The sequence below is a fragment of the Rahnella sp. JUb53 genome (assembly GCF_004346065.1).
GTDB classification, from domain to species: Bacteria; Pseudomonadota; Gammaproteobacteria; order Enterobacterales; family Enterobacteriaceae; genus Rahnella; species Rahnella variigena.
Map to the genome: position 1 here is coordinate 64,166 of NZ_SLYT01000014.1, position 17,233 is coordinate 81,398.

General features: G+C 49.4%; 18 protein-coding genes. 12 read left to right on the forward strand and 6 right to left on the reverse strand.

Annotated features, from left to right (window positions below; all coding sequences use genetic code 11):
• Window positions 1-2 precede the first annotated feature (2 nt).
• From EC840_RS23270 to coaD, 9 genes are all read left to right on the forward strand, one after another.
• A complete protein-coding gene (locus EC840_RS23270) occupies window positions 3-1,100 on the forward strand; it encodes a glycosyltransferase family 9 protein (protein WP_132967222.1) in 1,098 nt (365 codons plus the stop codon).
• Window positions 1,093-2,094, forward strand: coding sequence for a glycosyltransferase (locus EC840_RS23275; protein WP_112289319.1), 1,002 nt, complete (start codon window positions 1,093-1,095; stop codon window positions 2,092-2,094). Before EC840_RS23270 ends, EC840_RS23275 begins: the two co-directional genes overlap by 8 nt.
• Entirely contained in the window at window positions 2,087-3,373 is a 1,287-nt protein-coding gene (locus tag EC840_RS23280; protein ID WP_132967224.1) for an O-antigen ligase family protein, read from the forward strand. The genes EC840_RS23275 and EC840_RS23280 overlap by 8 nt, the downstream gene beginning before the upstream one ends.
• A 66-nt stretch (window positions 3,374-3,439) precedes the next feature.
• A complete protein-coding gene (locus EC840_RS23285) occupies window positions 3,440-4,447 on the forward strand; it encodes a glycosyltransferase (RefSeq protein ID WP_129637808.1) in 1,008 nt (335 codons plus the stop codon).
• Between the two features lie 160 nt (window positions 4,448-4,607).
• Entirely contained in the window at window positions 4,608-5,690 is a 1,083-nt protein-coding gene (gene rfaQ / locus EC840_RS23290; protein WP_113877637.1) for a putative lipopolysaccharide heptosyltransferase III, read from the forward strand.
• On the forward strand, window positions 5,683-6,831 hold the full coding sequence (locus EC840_RS23295; RefSeq protein WP_132967226.1) for a glycosyltransferase family 4 protein: 1,149 nt from the start codon (window positions 5,683-5,685) through the stop codon (window positions 6,829-6,831). Before rfaQ ends, EC840_RS23295 begins: the two co-directional genes overlap by 8 nt.
• Window positions 6,832-6,951: 120 nt before the next feature.
• Window positions 6,952-8,226 carry a lipid IV(A) 3-deoxy-D-manno-octulosonic acid transferase gene (gene waaA / locus EC840_RS23300; protein WP_112289314.1) on the forward strand — a complete coding sequence of 425 codons (1,275 nt, stop codon included), beginning with the start codon at window positions 6,952-6,954 and terminating at the stop codon, window positions 8,224-8,226.
• The gene (locus EC840_RS23305) at window positions 8,226-8,993 is read left to right on the forward strand and encodes a glycosyltransferase family 2 protein (protein WP_132967228.1); all 768 of its coding nucleotides are present in this window, start codon (window positions 8,226-8,228) and stop codon (window positions 8,991-8,993) included. The genes waaA and EC840_RS23305 overlap by 1 nt, the downstream gene beginning before the upstream one ends.
• A gap of 6 nt (window positions 8,994-8,999) precedes the next feature.
• Window positions 9,000-9,482: a pantetheine-phosphate adenylyltransferase gene (coaD, locus tag EC840_RS23310; protein WP_113877640.1), complete on the forward strand. Its 483-nt coding sequence runs from the start codon at window positions 9,000-9,002 to the stop codon at window positions 9,480-9,482.
• 8 nt (window positions 9,483-9,490) lie between these two features.
• On the opposite strand, the gene mutM is transcribed toward coaD, so the two are convergent.
• From mutM to radC, 4 genes are all read right to left on the reverse strand, one after another.
• Window positions 9,491-10,300, reverse strand: a complete 810-nt coding sequence (mutM, locus tag EC840_RS23315; RefSeq protein ID WP_129637804.1) for a bifunctional DNA-formamidopyrimidine glycosylase/DNA-(apurinic or apyrimidinic site) lyase — start codon at window positions 10,298-10,300, stop codon at window positions 9,491-9,493.
• Window positions 10,301-10,442: 142 nt separating this feature from the next.
• Entirely contained in the window at window positions 10,443-10,610 is a 168-nt protein-coding gene (rpmG, locus tag EC840_RS23320) for a 50S ribosomal protein L33 (RefSeq protein WP_004392084.1), read from the reverse strand.
• An 11-nt stretch (window positions 10,611-10,621) separates the two neighbouring features.
• Window positions 10,622-10,858 carry a 50S ribosomal protein L28 gene (gene rpmB / locus EC840_RS23325; RefSeq protein ID WP_004931195.1) on the reverse strand — a complete coding sequence of 79 codons (237 nt, stop codon included), beginning with the start codon at window positions 10,856-10,858 and terminating at the stop codon, window positions 10,622-10,624.
• A gap of 265 nt (window positions 10,859-11,123) precedes the next feature.
• Window positions 11,124-11,804 (reverse strand): DNA repair protein RadC, encoded by a 681-nt coding sequence (gene radC / locus EC840_RS23335; RefSeq protein WP_112289310.1) that lies wholly within the window; start codon window positions 11,802-11,804, stop codon window positions 11,124-11,126.
• A 185-nt stretch (window positions 11,805-11,989) separates the two neighbouring features.
• Between radC and coaBC the strand changes: the two genes are divergently transcribed.
• The 3 genes from coaBC to slmA all read left to right on the forward strand — a co-directional run bounded on the left by coaBC (window position 11,990) and on the right by slmA (window position 14,411).
• Window positions 11,990-13,207, forward strand: a complete 1,218-nt coding sequence (gene coaBC / locus EC840_RS23340) for a bifunctional phosphopantothenoylcysteine decarboxylase/phosphopantothenate--cysteine ligase CoaBC (RefSeq protein ID WP_132967230.1) — start codon at window positions 11,990-11,992, stop codon at window positions 13,205-13,207.
• Window positions 13,185-13,643 (forward strand): dUTP diphosphatase, encoded by a 459-nt coding sequence (dut, locus tag EC840_RS23345; protein ID WP_015699226.1) that lies wholly within the window; start codon window positions 13,185-13,187, stop codon window positions 13,641-13,643. Before coaBC ends, dut begins: the two co-directional genes overlap by 23 nt.
• 171 nt (window positions 13,644-13,814) lie before the next feature.
• Window positions 13,815-14,411: a nucleoid occlusion factor SlmA gene (slmA, locus tag EC840_RS23350; protein WP_013577628.1), complete on the forward strand. Its 597-nt coding sequence runs from the start codon at window positions 13,815-13,817 to the stop codon at window positions 14,409-14,411.
• A gap of 63 nt (window positions 14,412-14,474) precedes the next feature.
• Here slmA and EC840_RS23355 read toward each other — a convergent pair whose 3' ends face one another.
• A complete protein-coding gene (locus EC840_RS23355; RefSeq protein ID WP_132967232.1) occupies window positions 14,475-15,011 on the reverse strand; it encodes a GDYXXLXY domain-containing protein in 537 nt (178 codons plus the stop codon).
• Entirely contained in the window at window positions 14,998-17,205 is a 2,208-nt protein-coding gene (locus EC840_RS23360) for a DUF2157 domain-containing protein (protein ID WP_132967234.1), read from the reverse strand. The genes EC840_RS23355 and EC840_RS23360 overlap by 14 nt, the downstream gene beginning before the upstream one ends.
• Between the last annotated feature and the right edge of the window lie 28 nt (window positions 17,206-17,233).

Below are 17,233 nucleotides of genomic sequence, written 5' to 3' on the forward strand. Positions count from 1 at the left end.
CCATGAGCTATGTAATTATTTTCATTTTGCTTTGGCCATTCAAAATGCTGATGAAACCTTTTCATCAGGGCAAAGGACGCAATCTCGTCATCCAGACCGCCAAAATTGGCGATTTTGTTAACATCACGCCGTTACTCAAACATCTGAAAAAATCGGATGTGTTAATCAGTAAAACGGTGCTGCCACTGGCCGGGCGCGACACAACGATTGAGTCGATCTTCCTGATTGAAGAACACAAGAAGTCTCTCTTCAGTAAAATCCGTCTGGCGTTCAGGCTGCTCAACCGCTATGACAATGTCTATCTGCTGCAACCTAACAGCATCAATGCTTTCTACGCTGCATTTTGTAATGCGAAGCACAAAGCCTTTTTAGAAACCTATGTGCGTAAGTGGTATCACCGGATGTTCTTTGCCACAGCCAACGTGGTTCGTCAGCACGGTAAATATGACCTCGCTTTAGAAAACTACCTGAAACTGGCTGATCCCGCGCTGATGGCTGACAGTTACCACTCGCATGCCACGCTGCCGTTATGGATCCCGAAAACCCACTACCCTGTGCTGGATAAAACCGGTGAAATCAAAATTGGGATCAGTATTTCTGCGGGAAATCGTGCAAAAACCATCCCACGGGAAATCTGGCAACAGATCATACAAAATCTGTCGAATCTGAACTGTCAGTTCATCGTGTTCGGTCCGGCTAATGAACAGCCTTATCTAGATGCTTTGCTTGAAATATTAAGTGAAGAGGAAAAATCACGCGTCGTGAGCCTCATCGGTCAGATGCCGTTAGAAGATGTGCCTTTTGCGCTAGGTCAACTTGATGCTTATATCGCCTCAGATTCAGGAAATGCCTATATAGCAGATTCACAAAAAACGCCTATCATCTGCTTTACCGGCCCATGTTGTAAGGAAGAACAGCGTCCGTTAGGTAAGGTGCTGTTTATTGAACCTGAAAACTTTGAACCTGCTTCGTTTGTTTTTGAAACCAGAACCCGTTTTAGCCTGACGCCGGAACAATTGTTTGCGCTGAACGAACATAAATTAAAAGCGATTCACGAGTTCATTACTGACAGCAGAGGTCAGGAGCCCCATTATGGCTAATATCTTGCATTCATCGATTAAGAATAGGGAAGAAATTGTTAACTCTCTGGGAACTGAAAAAGATGTGGTGCATCTCTCTTTCGGTATCAATGACAGTTATGCTCGCGGAATGGGCATTGCTGTGTTCTCAGTTCTGGAAAACAACCCTGATCTGCGCTTTCATGTTCATTTATTCGGTACAACACTAAGCAATGAGAGCATCAGCCGAATCATTGAGTTAGCGAAGATGTTTCCCCTTGCCGTCACCACCTATACCTTCAAAGATGAGGCGTTCCAGGGATTGCCGATGGTTGGCCGTTACACACACGCCATCTATTACCGGTTATTTATTCCTCTCATCCTCGCTGATATCACAGATAAAGTGATTTATCTGGATGCTGATACGCTATGTGTCGGTCAGTACAATGACCTGATCACACTGGATATCAGTCAACATACGTTATGTGCAGTAAATGATGAAAAAAGGGCGCGAGCTAAACTTTGCCCGGTGCTTAAACTGACTTCTGGTAATTATTTCAACTCCGGATTTCTTTATATCAATATCGAAAAATGGGTTGCCAGAGACACCACCAATCGGGTGATTAATGAACTTCGCGAAAACGGGGATAAATTTAAATTCCCTGATCAGGAAGCCCTGAATGTCGTGCTGGAACACGAAACCCTGCTACTGCCTAAAGAATATAATTATATCGTCGATATCATTTACAAACGCGTAGGCCATGAGAAAGCACTTCCTGCTGGTGTGATCCTGATTCATTACACTGGAAAATGTAAACCCTGGCATTCGTGGGGAGGAAGTAATGTGGCAGATCTCTATTACTCCTATTATGAGCGCTCCCCATGGAGAGGCATTTCGCTCGACATGCCAGTAAGTTATAAAGAAATGAAACGCTATGCTCGTGTCCTGTGGTTTAAAGGAGACTACTTAAGTAGCGTGAAATGGATGGCTAAGTATATGAACACAAAAGTATTCAGGAAAAGAACACATGATTAACCCTTGGTTATCAGCAATCAAAAAATCGTCATTTGACGATAAGCTTGCTGCACTGTTTTTCTTATTCACCACCATCTCGATTTCTTTTTTTATGCTGTCCGGAGAAGTCACCCGAAACTTTTTCTATATCACGACTTATATCGCAGTTATCTATTTCGTGTACATCACGTTTAAAAAAGATAAAAAAGTCCATTTTTACGTTTTTTCATGGATTGTATTACTGCTCGGTGTTAGCAAAGTATTGTGGGTCGCATTGACCACCAATGAACAGTATCCGCTGATTGCTCACCATTATCAGATAAGCGGCAAGCGACTTATCCTGGCGGCCTTTATTCTTTATGCTATAGAGCATAATTTGCACAGATGGAAGATATCGACAGTGACTGTCCGCACGGGCATTGCGATCATGACATTGTTATTTATGATTATCTCCGTCATGCATATCGCGGTTTACCTGAAAACAGGCGAGCGTATCCGAATTAACTCTGACGCACCGACTTCCGGTGCTTATACGTTTACTATTTTCTCATTACTGGTGATGTACAGCCTGAAATTTCATGGGCTAAAACATTACAGGCTTTTTTGTCTGGTGATCATGACCATGACATTTGGCGTTCTGGCAGCAACAGAAACCCGGTCAGCGGCAATCCTGTTTACCTTTATTAGCGTCTGTAGTGTGCTCTATGATTTCGCGAAGAGTTCACATACATCAAAAATGATTTATGGCTTCGCCATTGCAGGGCTAATCATTTCTGCTCTTTTATCCGGCCACCCGTATTACAACAAAATCGTTACCCGAATCGATAATCTGCAGAATGAAGTCGCCTCTTACGATGCCGGAGACCGTAATACTTCCGTAGGCGCCCGTTTCTCAATGTGGCGTGCCGGTATCGATGCTTTTGAACATCATCCGTTCGGACAGTCAGCAGACAGCCGGAATGCGCTGGCGACAACCTTCATTAATCAGCATGAAGGGGGAAATCCGGAAGCCTTACGTAATCTGCCTTTCCATTTGCACAATGACATTATTGACACCTTGTCATTACAGGGCATTTTTGGCGGGATTATTATCGTGCTGTTCTTCGCCGTATTATTGTTATATCCCTTTAAACTCGTCCCTAAAGGCTACGAATTTCTGCTTCTTTCAGTACCGGTTATTTATTTCAGTCAGGGCGACTCTCAGTTCTATAATCGCGAGACGCCGTATTTTGTCGTTCTGATCGTGGGTTATCTGCTGATGCTGCGGATGAAGACCCCAGCAGTCTCTGAAAAACAATGATTTTACGTGCCTGGCACTGCGTCCGGCGCGGTTGCCAGCTCTCCTTATTCGTGGAAATTTTGTGTCATGACCCTAACAATACCATCCGAAACCATTAAGCTCAGCGCGATCATCCCTATGTACAACGCAGGGGCGATGTTCCGGGATTTTATGGATTCACTCGTCGCGCAAACGCTGGATAGCCTCGAAATTATCATTGTTAACGACGGCTCGACGGACGGGTCAGAGCAGACGGCACAAGAGTACGCCGCAAAATATCCCCATATTCAGGTTATTACTCAGGAAAACGGCGGGGTTTCGCGCGCACGTAATGCCGGTCTGGAAATTGCCCGGGGCAAGTACGTGACCTTTCCGGATGCCGATGACATCGTCTCTCCGGAGATGTACAAAACGCTGATAGAGATGTGTGAGCAGGATGATCTGGATGCCGCTCAGTGCAATGGTGAACGCTATTTTGTCGGCTCAGAAAAAGTAAAACCTCTCATTCCTGAGGACCGTTTAACCTCAACGGGGGTACTGGATGGGCCGTTGTGGTTGAAAACGGCGCTGGCAACGAACCGGTATTTACATGTTGTCTGGCTTGGCGTCTATCGTCTCGAATTGATTAGAAAACAGGGACTGTATTTTGAACCTGGTTTACACCATCAGGACATTCCCTGGACGACCGAATTCATGTTCAATGCCCGCCGCGTGAGATACACCCAAACGATCCTATACCGCTACTATATTCACGGTCAGTCAATCAGTAATCAAAAACGCACTGGGATGAAGAACGTTGAATATCAAAGACATTATCTGAAAATTGCAAAAATGCTTGATGCGCTGAATGAGCGATATAAAGACCGGATAAAAATTTATCCTGAGTTTCCACGGCAGGTCACACGTGAAGCGCTGACGGTTTGCCACTCTGTTCGTCGTGAGCCTGATCCTGCGGCTCAAAAAGCCATGATTGAAGATATTTATACCTCCGGCACACGTAAGATAATGCTCCGTAATGCCCGCGGCCCGAAGCAATGGTGGCAACTATTATTGTGGCTAAAGCGCCTGCATAACTTACGCAAAAAACTCGCCTGAGGCCTTTAAGAAAGAGATGATTTCCTTACCCACATAATTCCTTTATAACTATTTCCTAAACGAAGTTATTTACCTTTCTATATCAGGCAGATAAATAACTTCACAGCATAGGATTCTTCACCTAAAATCTATTCACTATATTCTAATATCAGATAATAGAATGCCTAACTCAGAAGCCAAGTACGCAGCCTTTATCCCCAGACGAATTTTGCTGGTGAAACTCCGTCATCACGGAGATATGGTGCTCACAACACCAGTGATAAACAGACTGCGCCAGCATTATCCTGATGCTGAAATTGATGTGCTTCTCTATAAAGAAACCCGCCCTATTCTGAGCGAACATCCGTCGCTTTCACACATTCATGTCATTGACAGAACATGGAAAAAGCAAGGGATCCGCTATCAGTTACAGCAAGAATATCAGCTGCTGAAAGCCGTTCGCGCACGGCATTATGATCTGGTGATCAACCTGGCTGATCAGTGGCGGAGTGCGCTACTTTCTTTGTTTACGGGGGCAAAAGTCCGGCTGGGTTTTGACTATAAAAAACGCCGTTCTCCGGTCTGGCGGGCTGGCCATACAGCGTTAGTGACGACTGAAAATCACAGTATTTTGCATACCGTTGAACAAAATATGTCGATTTTATCTCCGCTTGGGATCCCGGTGGAGAATGCCCAAACCTCGATGCATTATTCAGAAAGTGACAAGGCTTTTTGCCAGCAGTTGCTTCTCAAACATCATGTCACCGGCGGATACATCGTGATTCAGCCGACCTCACGCTGGACGTTCAAATGCTGGGATGATGATAAATTTGCCAGCGTCATTGATGGCCTCGCAGATACAGGTCTTACGATTGTCATGACCGCGGGTCCTGATAAAAAAGAACGGGATATGGTGCGTAAAATCCAGGATCTCACTCACAACCCTCAGGTTATTTCTGTTGCCGGGCAGTTGTCGCTGACGCAACTGGCCGCCATGATTGACGGTGCAAAACTTTTTATCGGTGTTGATTCTGCGCCGATGCACATGGCAGCAGCCCTGAATACACCTTGCGTGGCGTTGTTCGGTCCGACGAAAATGCAGCACTGGCGCCCCTGGGGTAATAACAATACGACCCTGTGGGCCGGAGATTACGCCCCGCTGCCCGCGCCGGATTCTATCGACACAAAAACCCAACAGCGTTATTTGCATGCTATTCCGGTCAGCGATGTTATTGATGCCGCCAGGAGTTATCTGCATGACTGATTCTGCTGACCAGACAAAAAGTATTCGTTTAGCAATTGTCAGACAAAAGTATCGCCCGGATGGCGGTGCAGAACGTTTTATATCTCGTGCGCTGGAAGCCCTGGATGATCAGAATATTGACCTGAACATCATCACCCGTCAGTGGGAAGGCAAGCCTAATCCAAAATGGAAAATTCATATTTGTAACCCGGCAAAATACGGTCGCGTTTCAAGGGAAAAAGGCTTTGCCGCCGCCGCACAGCAATGCTGGAAGCAGGAACATTTCGATATCGTCCAAAGTCATGAGCGCATTCCGGGTTGCGATATTTTCCGTGCAGGAGACGGCGCACATCGCGTCTGGCTGGAACAAAGGGCACGCGTCATTTCCCCTTTTCAGCGTTTCCTTACGCAAATCAGTCCCTACCACCGCTATGTCCTGCAAGCCGAAAAAACGATGTTCCATTCGCCGGAATTGAAAAAAATCATCTGTAATTCTGAAATGGTAAAACGCGACATCATGCGTTGTTACGGGGTCGATGAGAGCCGGTTCGAGGTTATTTATAATGCTATCGACTCGCAAAAGTTTATTCCTGCAACTGACGAGCAACGCAATGCCTCGCGCGAAACACTTTCTATCCCTGCCGGCGCTGTTGCCCTGATTTACGTGGGTTCAGGCTTCGAGCGTAAGGGGCTTAAACCCGCGATAGAAGCCATTGCCGCCAGTGACCGCTATCTCATCGTTGTCGGACAGGATAAAGACCAGAAGAAGTATGAATCTCTGGCGAAGCAGGCAGGATGTCTGGAAAGAGTCCGTTTCGCCGGCGTACAAAACAATGTTCTCCCTTTCTATCACGCAGTTGATGGAATGATTTTACCGACGTTGTATGACCCGTTTCCTAACGTGATTCTTGAAGCGATGGCCTGCGGCCTTCCGGTGATCACCAGCCAGACATGTGGCGGTGCTGAATTCATCAGGGAAGGATATGAAGGGTTTGTTTGTGATGCGCTGGATGTGGCAAAACTCAGTGAATTCGTGAAGAAAATTCCTTCCCGACGGGAAAATGCTGAGATGGGAAATGCAGCCAGAGAGCGTATTCTCCCTTGCAGTCCAAAAAACCTTTCACAACAATTAGTTGCACTTTATTACTCGTTGCTGGCCTGATGCCATTCGCGCTGACATGATGAGTCGATCACACTTATCTGGTAACATGTGCCCATCTATCCGCCGGGACTATTTTCGCTATATGAAATTGACTTTCCCTTATGCAACGCCTGATAAAAGATGAATATTTTTTATAATATAATCATATATTTAATTCAGCCATTGATTTGGATCCGTTTACTGTTGCGCAGCCGGAAGTCTCCTGCATACCGTAAACGCTGGGCTGAACGTTATGGCTTCTGCAAAGGGAAGGTTGTGTCCGGTGGCATTATGCTGCATTCCGTTTCCGTGGGCGAAACACTGGCAGCCATTCCTTTAGTCCGCGCTTTACGTCATCGCTATCCTTCCTTGCCAATTACCGTCACGACAATGACCCCGACCGGCTCGGAGCGCGTTCAGTCGGCCTTTGGCAAAGGTGTGCATCACGTCTATCTGCCTTATGATCTGGCAGGATCGGTAAATCGTTTTCTTGATGAAGTAAACCCTAAGCTGGTGATCATCATGGAAACCGAGTTGTGGCCGAATCTGATCAGTGCCCTGCACCGTCGCCAGATCCCGCTGGTTATCGCCAATGCACGCCTTTCAGCCCGTTCGGCAAAGGGATATCAGAAGCTGGGCAAATTCATTCGTACCATTTTGCAACGTATCACGCTGATTGCCGCGCAAAACCAGGAAGACGGTGAACGTTTCCTCTCCTTAGGCCTGAAACGAAATCAGCTCGCTGTCACCGGTAGCCTGAAATTCGATATCTCCGTGACACCTGAACTGGCGGCAAAAGCCATTGCGCTACGCAGTCAATGGGCATCACGCCGTCAGGTCTGGATAGCTACCAGCACGCATGAAGGTGAAGAAACTCTGCTGCTGGAAGCACACAAAGAGCTGCTGAAAGCGCATCCTAACTTGCTGCTGATTCTGGTTCCCCGCCATCCGGAACGTTTCCCGGTGGCCTGTGAACTGACGCGTAAAGCAGGACTTTCATTCATTCAGCGCAGCTCCGGGGAAGTGCCTTCCTCGACCACTCAGGTGGTGATCGGCGATACCATGGGCGAATTAATGCTGCTATACGGCATTGCTGACCTGGCATTTGTCGGCGGCAGTCTGGTCGATCGCGGTGGTCATAACCCGCTTGAAGCCGCCGCACACGCCATCCCGGTACTGATGGGGCCGCACACCGTTAATTTCAAAGACATTTGCGCCAAGCTGGCTCAGGACGACGGTCTCATTACGGTGACGGATACTGCATCGCTGGTGAAAGAAATTTCGACCCTGCTGACTGACGAAGACTATCGTTTGTATTATGGGCGTCACGCCGTTGAAGTTCTGCATCAAAATCAGGGGGCGTTACAACGTCTGCTGCATTTACTGGAGCCTTATCTGCCTGTCCGGAGTCATTAATGGCTGATAAAAAACGTTTATCCGTTGTACTGATTGCGCGTGATGAAGCCGGTTTGTTGCCGGAATGCCTTGAATCAGTCGCATGGGCGGATGAAATTATTCTGCTCGACTCCGGCAGCAAAGATGCAACTCAGGATGTCGCCCGCAATTTTGGCGCAAAAGTATTTCAAAATACCGACTGGCCGGGGTTCGGCAAACAACGCCAGCGGGCACAAAGTCACGCCACCGGCGACTATATATTGATGATCGATGCCGACGAGCGTGTAACGCCGGAATTGCGCCAGTCGATTGAAAATGTCCTGAATACTCCGCAGGAAAACACCGTTTATAGCCTCGGGCGCAGTAATCTTTTTCTCGGAAGATTCATGCGCCACAGCGGCTGGTATCCGGATCGCGTGAACCGGTTGTATCCTTCCACATTCAGTTATAACGACGATCTGGTTCATGAATCACTGAACACCGGGAGTGCTGTGGTCGTGCCATTGCAAGGCGATCTCCAGCATCTCACCTGTCGTGACCTTTTCGCTTTCCAGCGTAAACAGCTCAGTTATGCGCAGGCGTGGGCAGAACAACGTCATCAGCAAGGGCGTAAGTGCAGCTTCTTCTCGATTATTTCGCACACGCTGGGTGCATTCATGAAAACCTGGATCCTCCGCGCTGGCTTTCTGGATGGTAAGCAGGGGTTGATACTGGCAGGCGTCAATGCACAATATACCTTCAATAAGTATGCCGCCCTGTGGGCACTCAGCCATCAACTGCAAAAGTGAGCCGTCATGAGCACTAAGGCAATTTATCCCGGCACGTTCGACCCGATGACCAACGGGCATCTTGATATCGTCACACGTGCGGCACTGATGTTTGACCATGTTATTCTTGCGATTGCGGCCAGCCCAGGAAAAAAACCGATGTTCTCGCTGGATGAGCGCGTGGCGCTGGCGATACAAGTGACGTCGCATCTGGATAATGTTGAAGTGATTGGATTCAGCGATCTGATGGCGAATTTTGCCAAAGCTCAGGGCGCTAACGTGCTGGTTCGTGGATTACGTGCTGTGTCTGATTTTGAATATGAAATGCAGCTTGCGAACATGAACCGGCATTTACTGCCGACGCTGGAAAGTGTGTTCATGATGCCATCGAAAGAATGGTCGTTTATCTCTTCTTCTCTGGTCAAAGAAGTGGCACGCCACGGTGGCGACATCACGCCTTTCCTGCCACAGGTTATCACTCAGGCACTGATGGAAAAAATCAGCGCCTGAATCAAGCGTTAACGCTGGCAGTTCGGGCAGAAAAACGTGGTGCGCTGAGCGTGTTTCTTACTCTCAATCGGCGTACCACATGCCCGGCAAAGCTCGCCAGCCCTTCCATACACCTGCAATTCCTGCGCAAAATATCCCGGCTTTCCATCTGACTGTAAAAAGTCTTTCAGCGTCGTCCCGCCCTGTTCAATCGAACGCAACAGTACTGCTTTGATAGTTCTGACCAGCAACTCCGCTTCATCACGTTTGAGCGAATGCGCGGGTCTGTCAGGTGAAATCCCGGCAACAAATAAGGATTCACTGGCATAGATATTCCCCACGCCGACCACCAGTTTATTGTCCATCAGCCAGGGTTTGATTGGTGATTTTTTCGTGCGGCATTTCTCAAACAGATAATCTGCCGTGAAATCTTCGCTCAGCGGTTCAGGACCGAGATGCGCCAGGACATTGCTGGCCGCCAGATCAGAAGACCATAACCAGGCACCAAAACGGCGCGGATCGGTATAACGCAGCACGTGGCCGGTATCCATCACCAGATCGACGTGGTCATGTTTGCCCGGCTCAGTCTCTTCCGGCAACACCCGTAAACTGCCAGACATACCCAGATGAATGATGATCCATCCGGTTTTCAGCTCGACCAGCAGATATTTAGCGCGACGCTGAACACTCAGAACAGGCTGATCGCTTAACGCTAAGATCTCCGCCGAGACAGGCCAGCGTAAACGCGGATTGCGTACGACAGCATGGAGTATCGTGTGACCTTTCAGATAGGGTTCAATCCCTCTGCGGCTGGTTTCAACCTCAGGTAATTCCGGCATTAATTTCTCCCTTAGCAGAATCGTGTTCAGAGTGTGTCGCAGACACCGACATCAGGCAAATAAAAGTCGCTGTGAATGGAAATCCCGAAATTCAGGCAATAAAAAACCCGGCCGGAGCCGGGTTTTTAGCAATCCACTAAAATTATTTAATTTTAGCTTCTTTGTAGATCACGTGTTGACGGACAACTGGATCGAATTTCTTCAGTTCCAATTTTTCCGGCTTAGTACGCTTGTTCTTCGTGGTGGTATAGAAGTGACCAGTACCAGCAGAAGAAACCAGCTTGATCTTCTCGCGAACACCTTTAGCCATGATGCAGTTCCTTAATACTTCTCACCGCGGGCACGCAGATCGGCCAAGACCGTCTCAATACCCTTCTTATCAATAACACGCATACCTTTAGCAGATACACGCAGAGTTACAAAGCGCTTCTCAGCCTCAACCCAAAAACGGTGGGAGTGCAGGTTCGGCAGAAAACGGCGTTTGGTCGCGTTCATTGCGTGGGAACGGTTGTTACCGCTCACCGGGCGCTTGCCAGTAACTTGGCAGACTCGGGACATGTCTATTCTCCAAAAATCAAATCAGCTCGAGCTTCGTATAGGGTATGGCCGCCTCGTCAGGCTTTTAGAGCCCATCTCAGCAAACTCCACTGAGAACCGACTCACTGTCGTCGGGTAAAAACCAATTCATCAGGTTAGAAACCTGCTGAGATAGGCTCTTATCGCCAAACCCAAGATTCTCAAAGGTGGCGTAGTATACGCTCTGTAGCGTAAGTGCTCAAGTCCCGAACAGCTAAAGATCCCAAAGGATCTTCAAAAAACAAGGCTAAATCCAACCACGCTCGGCAAAAGATACCGTTTCTCCGTGACCTACAACCAAATGGTCGAGGACACGAATCTCAAGCAGCTGGCACGCTCGAATAATCTGTTCAGTCACTTTTCTGTCCATCAGGCTGGGCTCAGCCCGACCGGATGGGTGATTATGCGCCAGAATTAGGGCTGCCGCATTAACCTTCATCGCACCACGAACAATTTCGCGGGGATACACTTCTACGTGCCCAATAGTACCAGCAAACATCTCCTCATGGCGAATAACGCGATGCTGGTTGTCGAGAAAAAGTACCAGAAACACCTCTCTTTCCCGAAAAACGAGCAAATTCTGCAAATATTCTCTGATAACCTCCGGGCTGAGCATCGCATTTTCAGCACTCAAATGACGTAAATAGGCTCGACGTGATAATTCGGAGACCGCGACCAGCTGGGAAAACTTGGCGACGCCCATCCCTTTCGTGCGGGCCATCGCGTCAAAATCGGCCATCAGCAACTGATGCAATGAACCGAACTCTTCCAGCAGATTCTTTGCCAGTTCCATCACATGCAATCCCCGGCATCCGGTGCGCAGGTAAATCGCCAGCAGCTCCTGATCCGTCAGCTCTTTCGCACCTTGCTGCAATAATTTCTCCCGCGGCGGCATCACGCCCGGCCAGGGCTCTTGTCGTTTCGTCATCCTGACTCCTTAATTGACCTGGATTGTGGCACAACGCCATAGCCGTCGTGATTTCCACCTAGTCAGCTTGCGAGACATTACGCAGAATTTTTATTGCTCCGGTAACGGAGCATCGCCAATAGCTGTCATCATTGCGCGTTATGCTAAAATGTCGCTTCTTCCAGCTTTCAACCAATCGGACAATGATGATGACGGGACTTTCCGGCAAACATATTGTGCTCGGTATCAGCGGTGGTATCGCTGCCTATAAAGCACCAGAACTGGTACGTCGCTTACGTGAAAGAGGCGCTGAAGTTCGCGTCGTTATGACAGAAGCGGCGAAATCCTTTGTGACTCCGCTGAGCCTGCAGGCTGTTTCTGGCTATCCGGTTTCCGACGACCTGCTTGATCCCGCAGCTGAAGCGGCAATGGGTCACATTGAGTTAGGAAAATGGGCTGATTTAGTGATTATCGCCCCCGCCACGGCGGATTTGCTGGCCCGCATGAATGCCGGTATGGCGAATGATCTGCTGACGACGGTTTGTCTGGCGACAGCCGCGCCGGTCGCGGTGCTCCCTGCGATGAATCAGCAAATGTATCGCGCTGCCGTCACGCAGGAAAATCTGCAAAGCCTGGCGGCGCGGGGCACGTTGTTGTGGGGCCCTGACAGCGGCAGTCAGGCTTGTGGCGACGTAGGTCCGGGACGCATGCTCGATCCGCTGGTGATTGTTGATATGGCAAACGCGCATTTCTCTTCGCGCAACGATCTGGCCCATCTGAACATGATGGTGACCGCAGGTCCGACCCGTGAGCCGCTGGATCCTGTCCGTTTCATCAGTAATCACAGTTCCGGCAAAATGGGTTTTTCGATTGCCAAAGCCGCCGCTGAACGCGGTGCGCAGGTTACGCTAATCGCCGGACCAGTCACCCAGCCGACACCGCCTAACGTCCGCCGGATTGATGTGGAAAGTGCGCTGGAAATGCAAAAAGCGGTGCAGCTTTCTGCGGGTTCTCAGCATATTTTTATTTCCTGCGCTGCCGTGGCTGATTACCGCGCAGAAATTATTGCTGATGAGAAAATCAAAAAGCAAGGCGATGAAATCACTGTGAAAATGGTGAAAAACCCCGACATTGTCGCGGGCGTTGCCGCCATGACAGAGAACCGGCCATACGTTGTGGGGTTTGCCGCTGAAACCCAGAATGTGGAAGAATACGCGCGGCAAAAAAGGATCCGCAAGAATCTGGATCTGATCTGCGCTAACGATGTTTCACTTGCCGGGCAGGGTTTCAACAGTGATTCCAATGCCCTGCATCTTTTTTGGCAGGACGGGGATAAAATTTTACCGCTCAGCGATAAGTCCCTGCTTGGTCAACGTTTATTAGAAGAGATTGTCAGCCGTTATGATGAAAAAAATCGACATTAAAATTCTCGACCCGCGCATCGGTTCGACTTTCCCTTTACCGGCTTACGCAACACCAGGGTCTGCGGGTCTGGATTTACGCGCCTGTCTGGACGCGTCTGTAGAACTGAAACCGGGTGAAACTACGCTGCTGCCAACTGGTCTGGCTATCCATATTGGTGATGCTAATCTGGCGGCGGTGATTTTGCCGCGCTCCGGTCTGGGCCATAAACACGGCGTCGTGCTGGGCAATCTGGTCGGTCTTATCGACTCTGATTATCAGGGCCAGCTGATGGTATCGGTATGGAACCGCGGTCAGACCACATTTATTATTGAACCGGGCGAGCGCATTGCTCAGATGGTATTTGTCCCTGTGGTTCAGGCAGAATTCAATCTGGTGGAAGATTTTGACGCCAGTGAACGCGGCGAAGGGGGCTTTGGCCACTCAGGTCGCCAATAAGAACCTGTTCAGCACCGCAGATTTTGACGCGATATTGAACAGATCCTTATCACTATCAGACCGTAACAACGCGAAGGGAACGAAATAAGCCGCAGGATCACAGCGATTCATGCGGCAGTTGTGCGGTTTCTCCATGGTTTTAGCCGTTTTTTAGCAAGGGTCTATTCAGACATGGCAGAGAAAGAAACGACAAAAAGGAACAGGCGCGAAGAGATTTTGCAGGCGTTAGCGCAAATGCTTCAGTCCAGCGATGGCAGCCAGCGGATCACAACCGCAAAGCTTGCCGCCAGTGTAGGTGTTTCAGAAGCAGCTCTTTACCGTCATTTTCCCAGTAAAACGCGGATGTTTGACAGTTTAATCGAGTTTATCGAAGACAGTCTGATCACTCGTATCAATCTCATCCTGCAGGATGAAAAAGATACGCTAAACAGAATCCGTCTGATTTTGCTGCTGATTTTAGGTTTTGCCGAACGTAATCCGGGATTAACCCGCATCATGACCGGTCATGCCCTGATGTTTGAACAGGACCGCCTGCAAGGTCGCATCAACCAGCTGTTCGAGCGAATCGAAGCGCAATTGCGTCAGGTTTTGCGGGAAAAGAAAATGCGTGAAGGCAGCGGGTTTATCAGTGATGAAACCCTGCTCGCCAGCCAGTTACTGGCATTTTGCGAAGGGATGCTGTCACGCTTTGTACGCTCTGAATTCAAGTACAAACCGACGCAAGACTTCGATACCCGCTGGCCGCTTATCTCCGCTCAGTTGCAATAAAAACACGACGCAGCGACAAATGTCAGATATCAAAAAGGGCCGAAAGGCCCTTTTGTTTTTCCGTTACGGCTGAATCATTTTTCCATTTTTATCCAGCATCGCAGTCAGTAATGCCGACCCGTCTTCCCCTACCCGAAATGCACCATAACGCGCGCTGGCGAAACGCTCACCGTGACTTTCCTGGAAAAAGTAAGCATCAGTCCCCACAGTCAGCATTCCGGACTTCATGTGATAGTTAACCCGCAGTTCATCAGGCTTCAAAGGCTCACCACTATCAAACCGCGCCTGAGTCACCTGCCGCTGTGCATTAACGGTCACAATAATTTTGCCACTGACAGGCAGACACGGGGTCTGTGGAACAGAATCACAAACCTGACGTTGCTGGTAAAACTCCTCCTGCAAAGATCGCGTTATGGAATAATTGAGAGCCATGTAATCCCCCTGCATCAGGGAACGCGGATCAACCGGCGCAAGCTGCAATATCATCACCGCGCCCTGTTTAAGCACCTGCTCTTTTTGCCAGATACCCGTATTCACTGCGGTCAGCGTCAGCAGTATCACCAATCCTGCCAGCCATTTTCTCAGATTACCGGTTCGCATAAGTTTGCTCCTTACGCGCGGAGATCAGCTTTTTGGCTGCAAATACCAGCGCCAGCAACACCACGCCTGTGACAAACATCAGAAGAGATTTATGCAATAAGCTGACGCCGAGGAAGTAATACCAGTCAATGACATACAGCGCCAAAAAACAGCCGCTCGCGGCTAAAATCCCCTGACTTCCCTGATAACGGGCCATCAGTAACAACCACAGGCCCAGGCCGATCCCCGGCGCATAAAAGGCTGCGGCACCACACAAAACCGCCGCCGCCAGATACAGCATGGCTGATGGCATCTTTTTCACCCCAGTCTGATACAAACACCCCAGTATTAAACCTGCGGCAATGCCTGTGCCGGTACCCTGCGAAAGAGTGAAATACCCTGCTGGCTGCCAGAAAAAATCGAAGAGAAGCGAGGAATTAATACCGGAAAAACACTGCAATACCAGGCCGGAAGGAATACCCCAGAGGAAAGGAGAAACCGCATCAGCCCATGATGTGGCTTTTAGGTTAATTTGTTCTCTGATAATCCACAGCCAGAAAATCACTATGGCAGCGACCAGCGCTGACACTGTCCAAAAACTGGCGGCCGGCGGTAAATACATGCCAGCCAGTAAATTGCCGGAAAGGATTAGCAAAAATGTCAGCGCGGTTATCGCCATAAAGCGGAAAGTACGATCTGACATGGCCAGCGCCATCAACGCAAGCACAGGCAATGAACAGAGCGAGCCCACCAGGAAAGACATTTCCCAACCAGGCTCAAAGAGAATATAGAAACCAAAGCAGAGGCCACAGGTTGCCGCTATCGCCCATGCCAGCCCGATATGATGCTTGCTCACGCCCTGTACGCGCAAAAGTCCGCCCGCGACAAAGGCAAGGAGCAGCGAAGGGATAATCACCGTGGCAGCGTTGGGATCATTGAGCAGGCCGACAACATACAGCACCAGTATCAGCAGAAGTAAAATAATCATCGCCGCCACCCAGCCACCGACACCCAGCGTCAGCCGCAGATACCAGGGAAGGTGAGAGGAGTGATCGTATTGCTGAATCTCTTCAATTTGCGTCTGATTAAGCAAATGATGCTGACGTAATTGCTCCGTCAGTAAAGCTATCTCCGTGGAGGAAACCTCGACCGGCTGGCGCTCATAGAGTTTACGCCGCCAGTAGAGCATCAGGGCACCACATCCCGTCAGCCATAAAGCCATCAGACAGCCCAGCATAAACAGGCCACCCACATCGTAAGAACTGTCGAACATTTGCATGATCAATACGCATCCAACGGCAGCTAAACTGACCGCCCCCAGCGTCAGCATGCAAAGATCAGGATGGCGATAGCGGTAGAAGGAGTATCCCGCCAGCAAAACAACCAGCCATAACGCGGTAATAAAGGGATGATGGTTACCGTAGCTCCAGCCGGATATATTTCCCGCCACGATGGACGTCAGCATCAACAGCAGAAAACCAGCCATTACGCGGGAGAACCAGCGACTGGCAAGCCAGGACTGAGGATTGTGTTTTATGGTTTGCAGGGCAAGCACTTCACGCGTGACCAGACACAATATCTGCACAATCAGATAGCTGTAGAGCGCAGTTGCAGGGAAATAGTCGAGACCGTCGATTGCCGCGCTGTCCAGCAAAGACATTGACACCGTAGCGTAATAGAGCTGAAACGTAAGATTGGCAAGTAACCAGGAGCAGAACCACAGACTGTTCTGTCGGCCGATGACGGCTAAAGGCAGGAAAACAAACAACCAGGCTCTGAACAACTCCCAGCTGTCGGCGCCCGTCTGATAAATTTGGCCATAGAGGGCAAACAGCGCACCAAAACTGAGGCCGGCCGCCAGCAAGGCGCTGCGTGCAAGTCCGTCATACCAGCGCCACCAGACTACGACGGCAAGCGCAACGATCAATAACTCTGCCAGCGCAAATTTTGCCATCTTCGGCATATTTGCCCAGTTCCAGGCGACAAAAAAGACGGCACCCGCGACCAGCGACAACAAACCCAGCAGCGAGAGTAACGGGACCAGAAATTTTCGCCATTCCGGATAATCAGGCCGGACACCAAAAAAATCATAAATACGCTGGCATTCCGCTGGCGTCAGGATGCGGCTTCTGACCAGGTGCTGCGTCTGGCGACAGAGAAACTCTGCCGCCCGGGAAGGCATCCATGCTTTGCTGCCCGCTTCAATTTGTGTCATGACATCCCTGCCTTATGAAGTTTTACCC

What these genes read in the sequence shown, in the direction of transcription:
- EC840_RS23270 (WP_132967222.1), top strand. Translation starts at nt 3, where the DNA reads ATGAGCTATGTAATTATTTTCATTTTGCTTTGGCCATTCAAAATGCTG.
- EC840_RS23275 (WP_112289319.1), top strand. Translation starts at nt 1,093, where the DNA reads ATGGCTAATATCTTGCATTCATCGATTAAGAATAGGGAAGAAATTGTT.
- EC840_RS23280 (WP_132967224.1), top strand. Translation starts at nt 2,087, where the DNA reads ATGATTAACCCTTGGTTATCAGCAATCAAAAAATCGTCATTTGACGAT.
- EC840_RS23285 (WP_129637808.1), top strand. Translation starts at nt 3,440, where the DNA reads ATGACCCTAACAATACCATCCGAAACCATTAAGCTCAGCGCGATCATC.
- rfaQ (WP_113877637.1), top strand. Translation starts at nt 4,608, where the DNA reads ATGCCTAACTCAGAAGCCAAGTACGCAGCCTTTATCCCCAGACGAATT.
- EC840_RS23295 (WP_132967226.1), top strand. Translation starts at nt 5,683, where the DNA reads ATGACTGATTCTGCTGACCAGACAAAAAGTATTCGTTTAGCAATTGTC.
- waaA (WP_112289314.1), top strand. Translation starts at nt 6,952, where the DNA reads ATGAATATTTTTTATAATATAATCATATATTTAATTCAGCCATTGATT.
- EC840_RS23305 (WP_132967228.1), top strand. Translation starts at nt 8,226, where the DNA reads ATGGCTGATAAAAAACGTTTATCCGTTGTACTGATTGCGCGTGATGAA.
- coaD (WP_113877640.1), top strand. Translation starts at nt 9,000, where the DNA reads ATGAGCACTAAGGCAATTTATCCCGGCACGTTCGACCCGATGACCAAC.
- mutM (WP_129637804.1), bottom strand. Translation starts at nt 10,300, where the DNA reads ATGCCGGAATTACCTGAGGTTGAAACCAGCCGCAGAGGGATTGAACCC.
- rpmG (WP_004392084.1), bottom strand. Translation starts at nt 10,610, where the DNA reads ATGGCTAAAGGTGTTCGCGAGAAGATCAAGCTGGTTTCTTCTGCTGGT.
- rpmB (WP_004931195.1), bottom strand. Translation starts at nt 10,858, where the DNA reads ATGTCCCGAGTCTGCCAAGTTACTGGCAAGCGCCCGGTGAGCGGTAAC.
- radC (WP_112289310.1), bottom strand. Translation starts at nt 11,804, where the DNA reads ATGACGAAACGACAAGAGCCCTGGCCGGGCGTGATGCCGCCGCGGGAG.
- coaBC (WP_132967230.1), top strand. Translation starts at nt 11,990, where the DNA reads ATGATGACGGGACTTTCCGGCAAACATATTGTGCTCGGTATCAGCGGT.
- dut (WP_015699226.1), top strand. Translation starts at nt 13,185, where the DNA reads ATGATGAAAAAAATCGACATTAAAATTCTCGACCCGCGCATCGGTTCG.
- slmA (WP_013577628.1), top strand. Translation starts at nt 13,815, where the DNA reads ATGGCAGAGAAAGAAACGACAAAAAGGAACAGGCGCGAAGAGATTTTG.
- EC840_RS23355 (WP_132967232.1), bottom strand. Translation starts at nt 15,011, where the DNA reads ATGCGAACCGGTAATCTGAGAAAATGGCTGGCAGGATTGGTGATACTG.
- EC840_RS23360 (WP_132967234.1), bottom strand. Translation starts at nt 17,205, where the DNA reads ATGACACAAATTGAAGCGGGCAGCAAAGCATGGATGCCTTCCCGGGCG.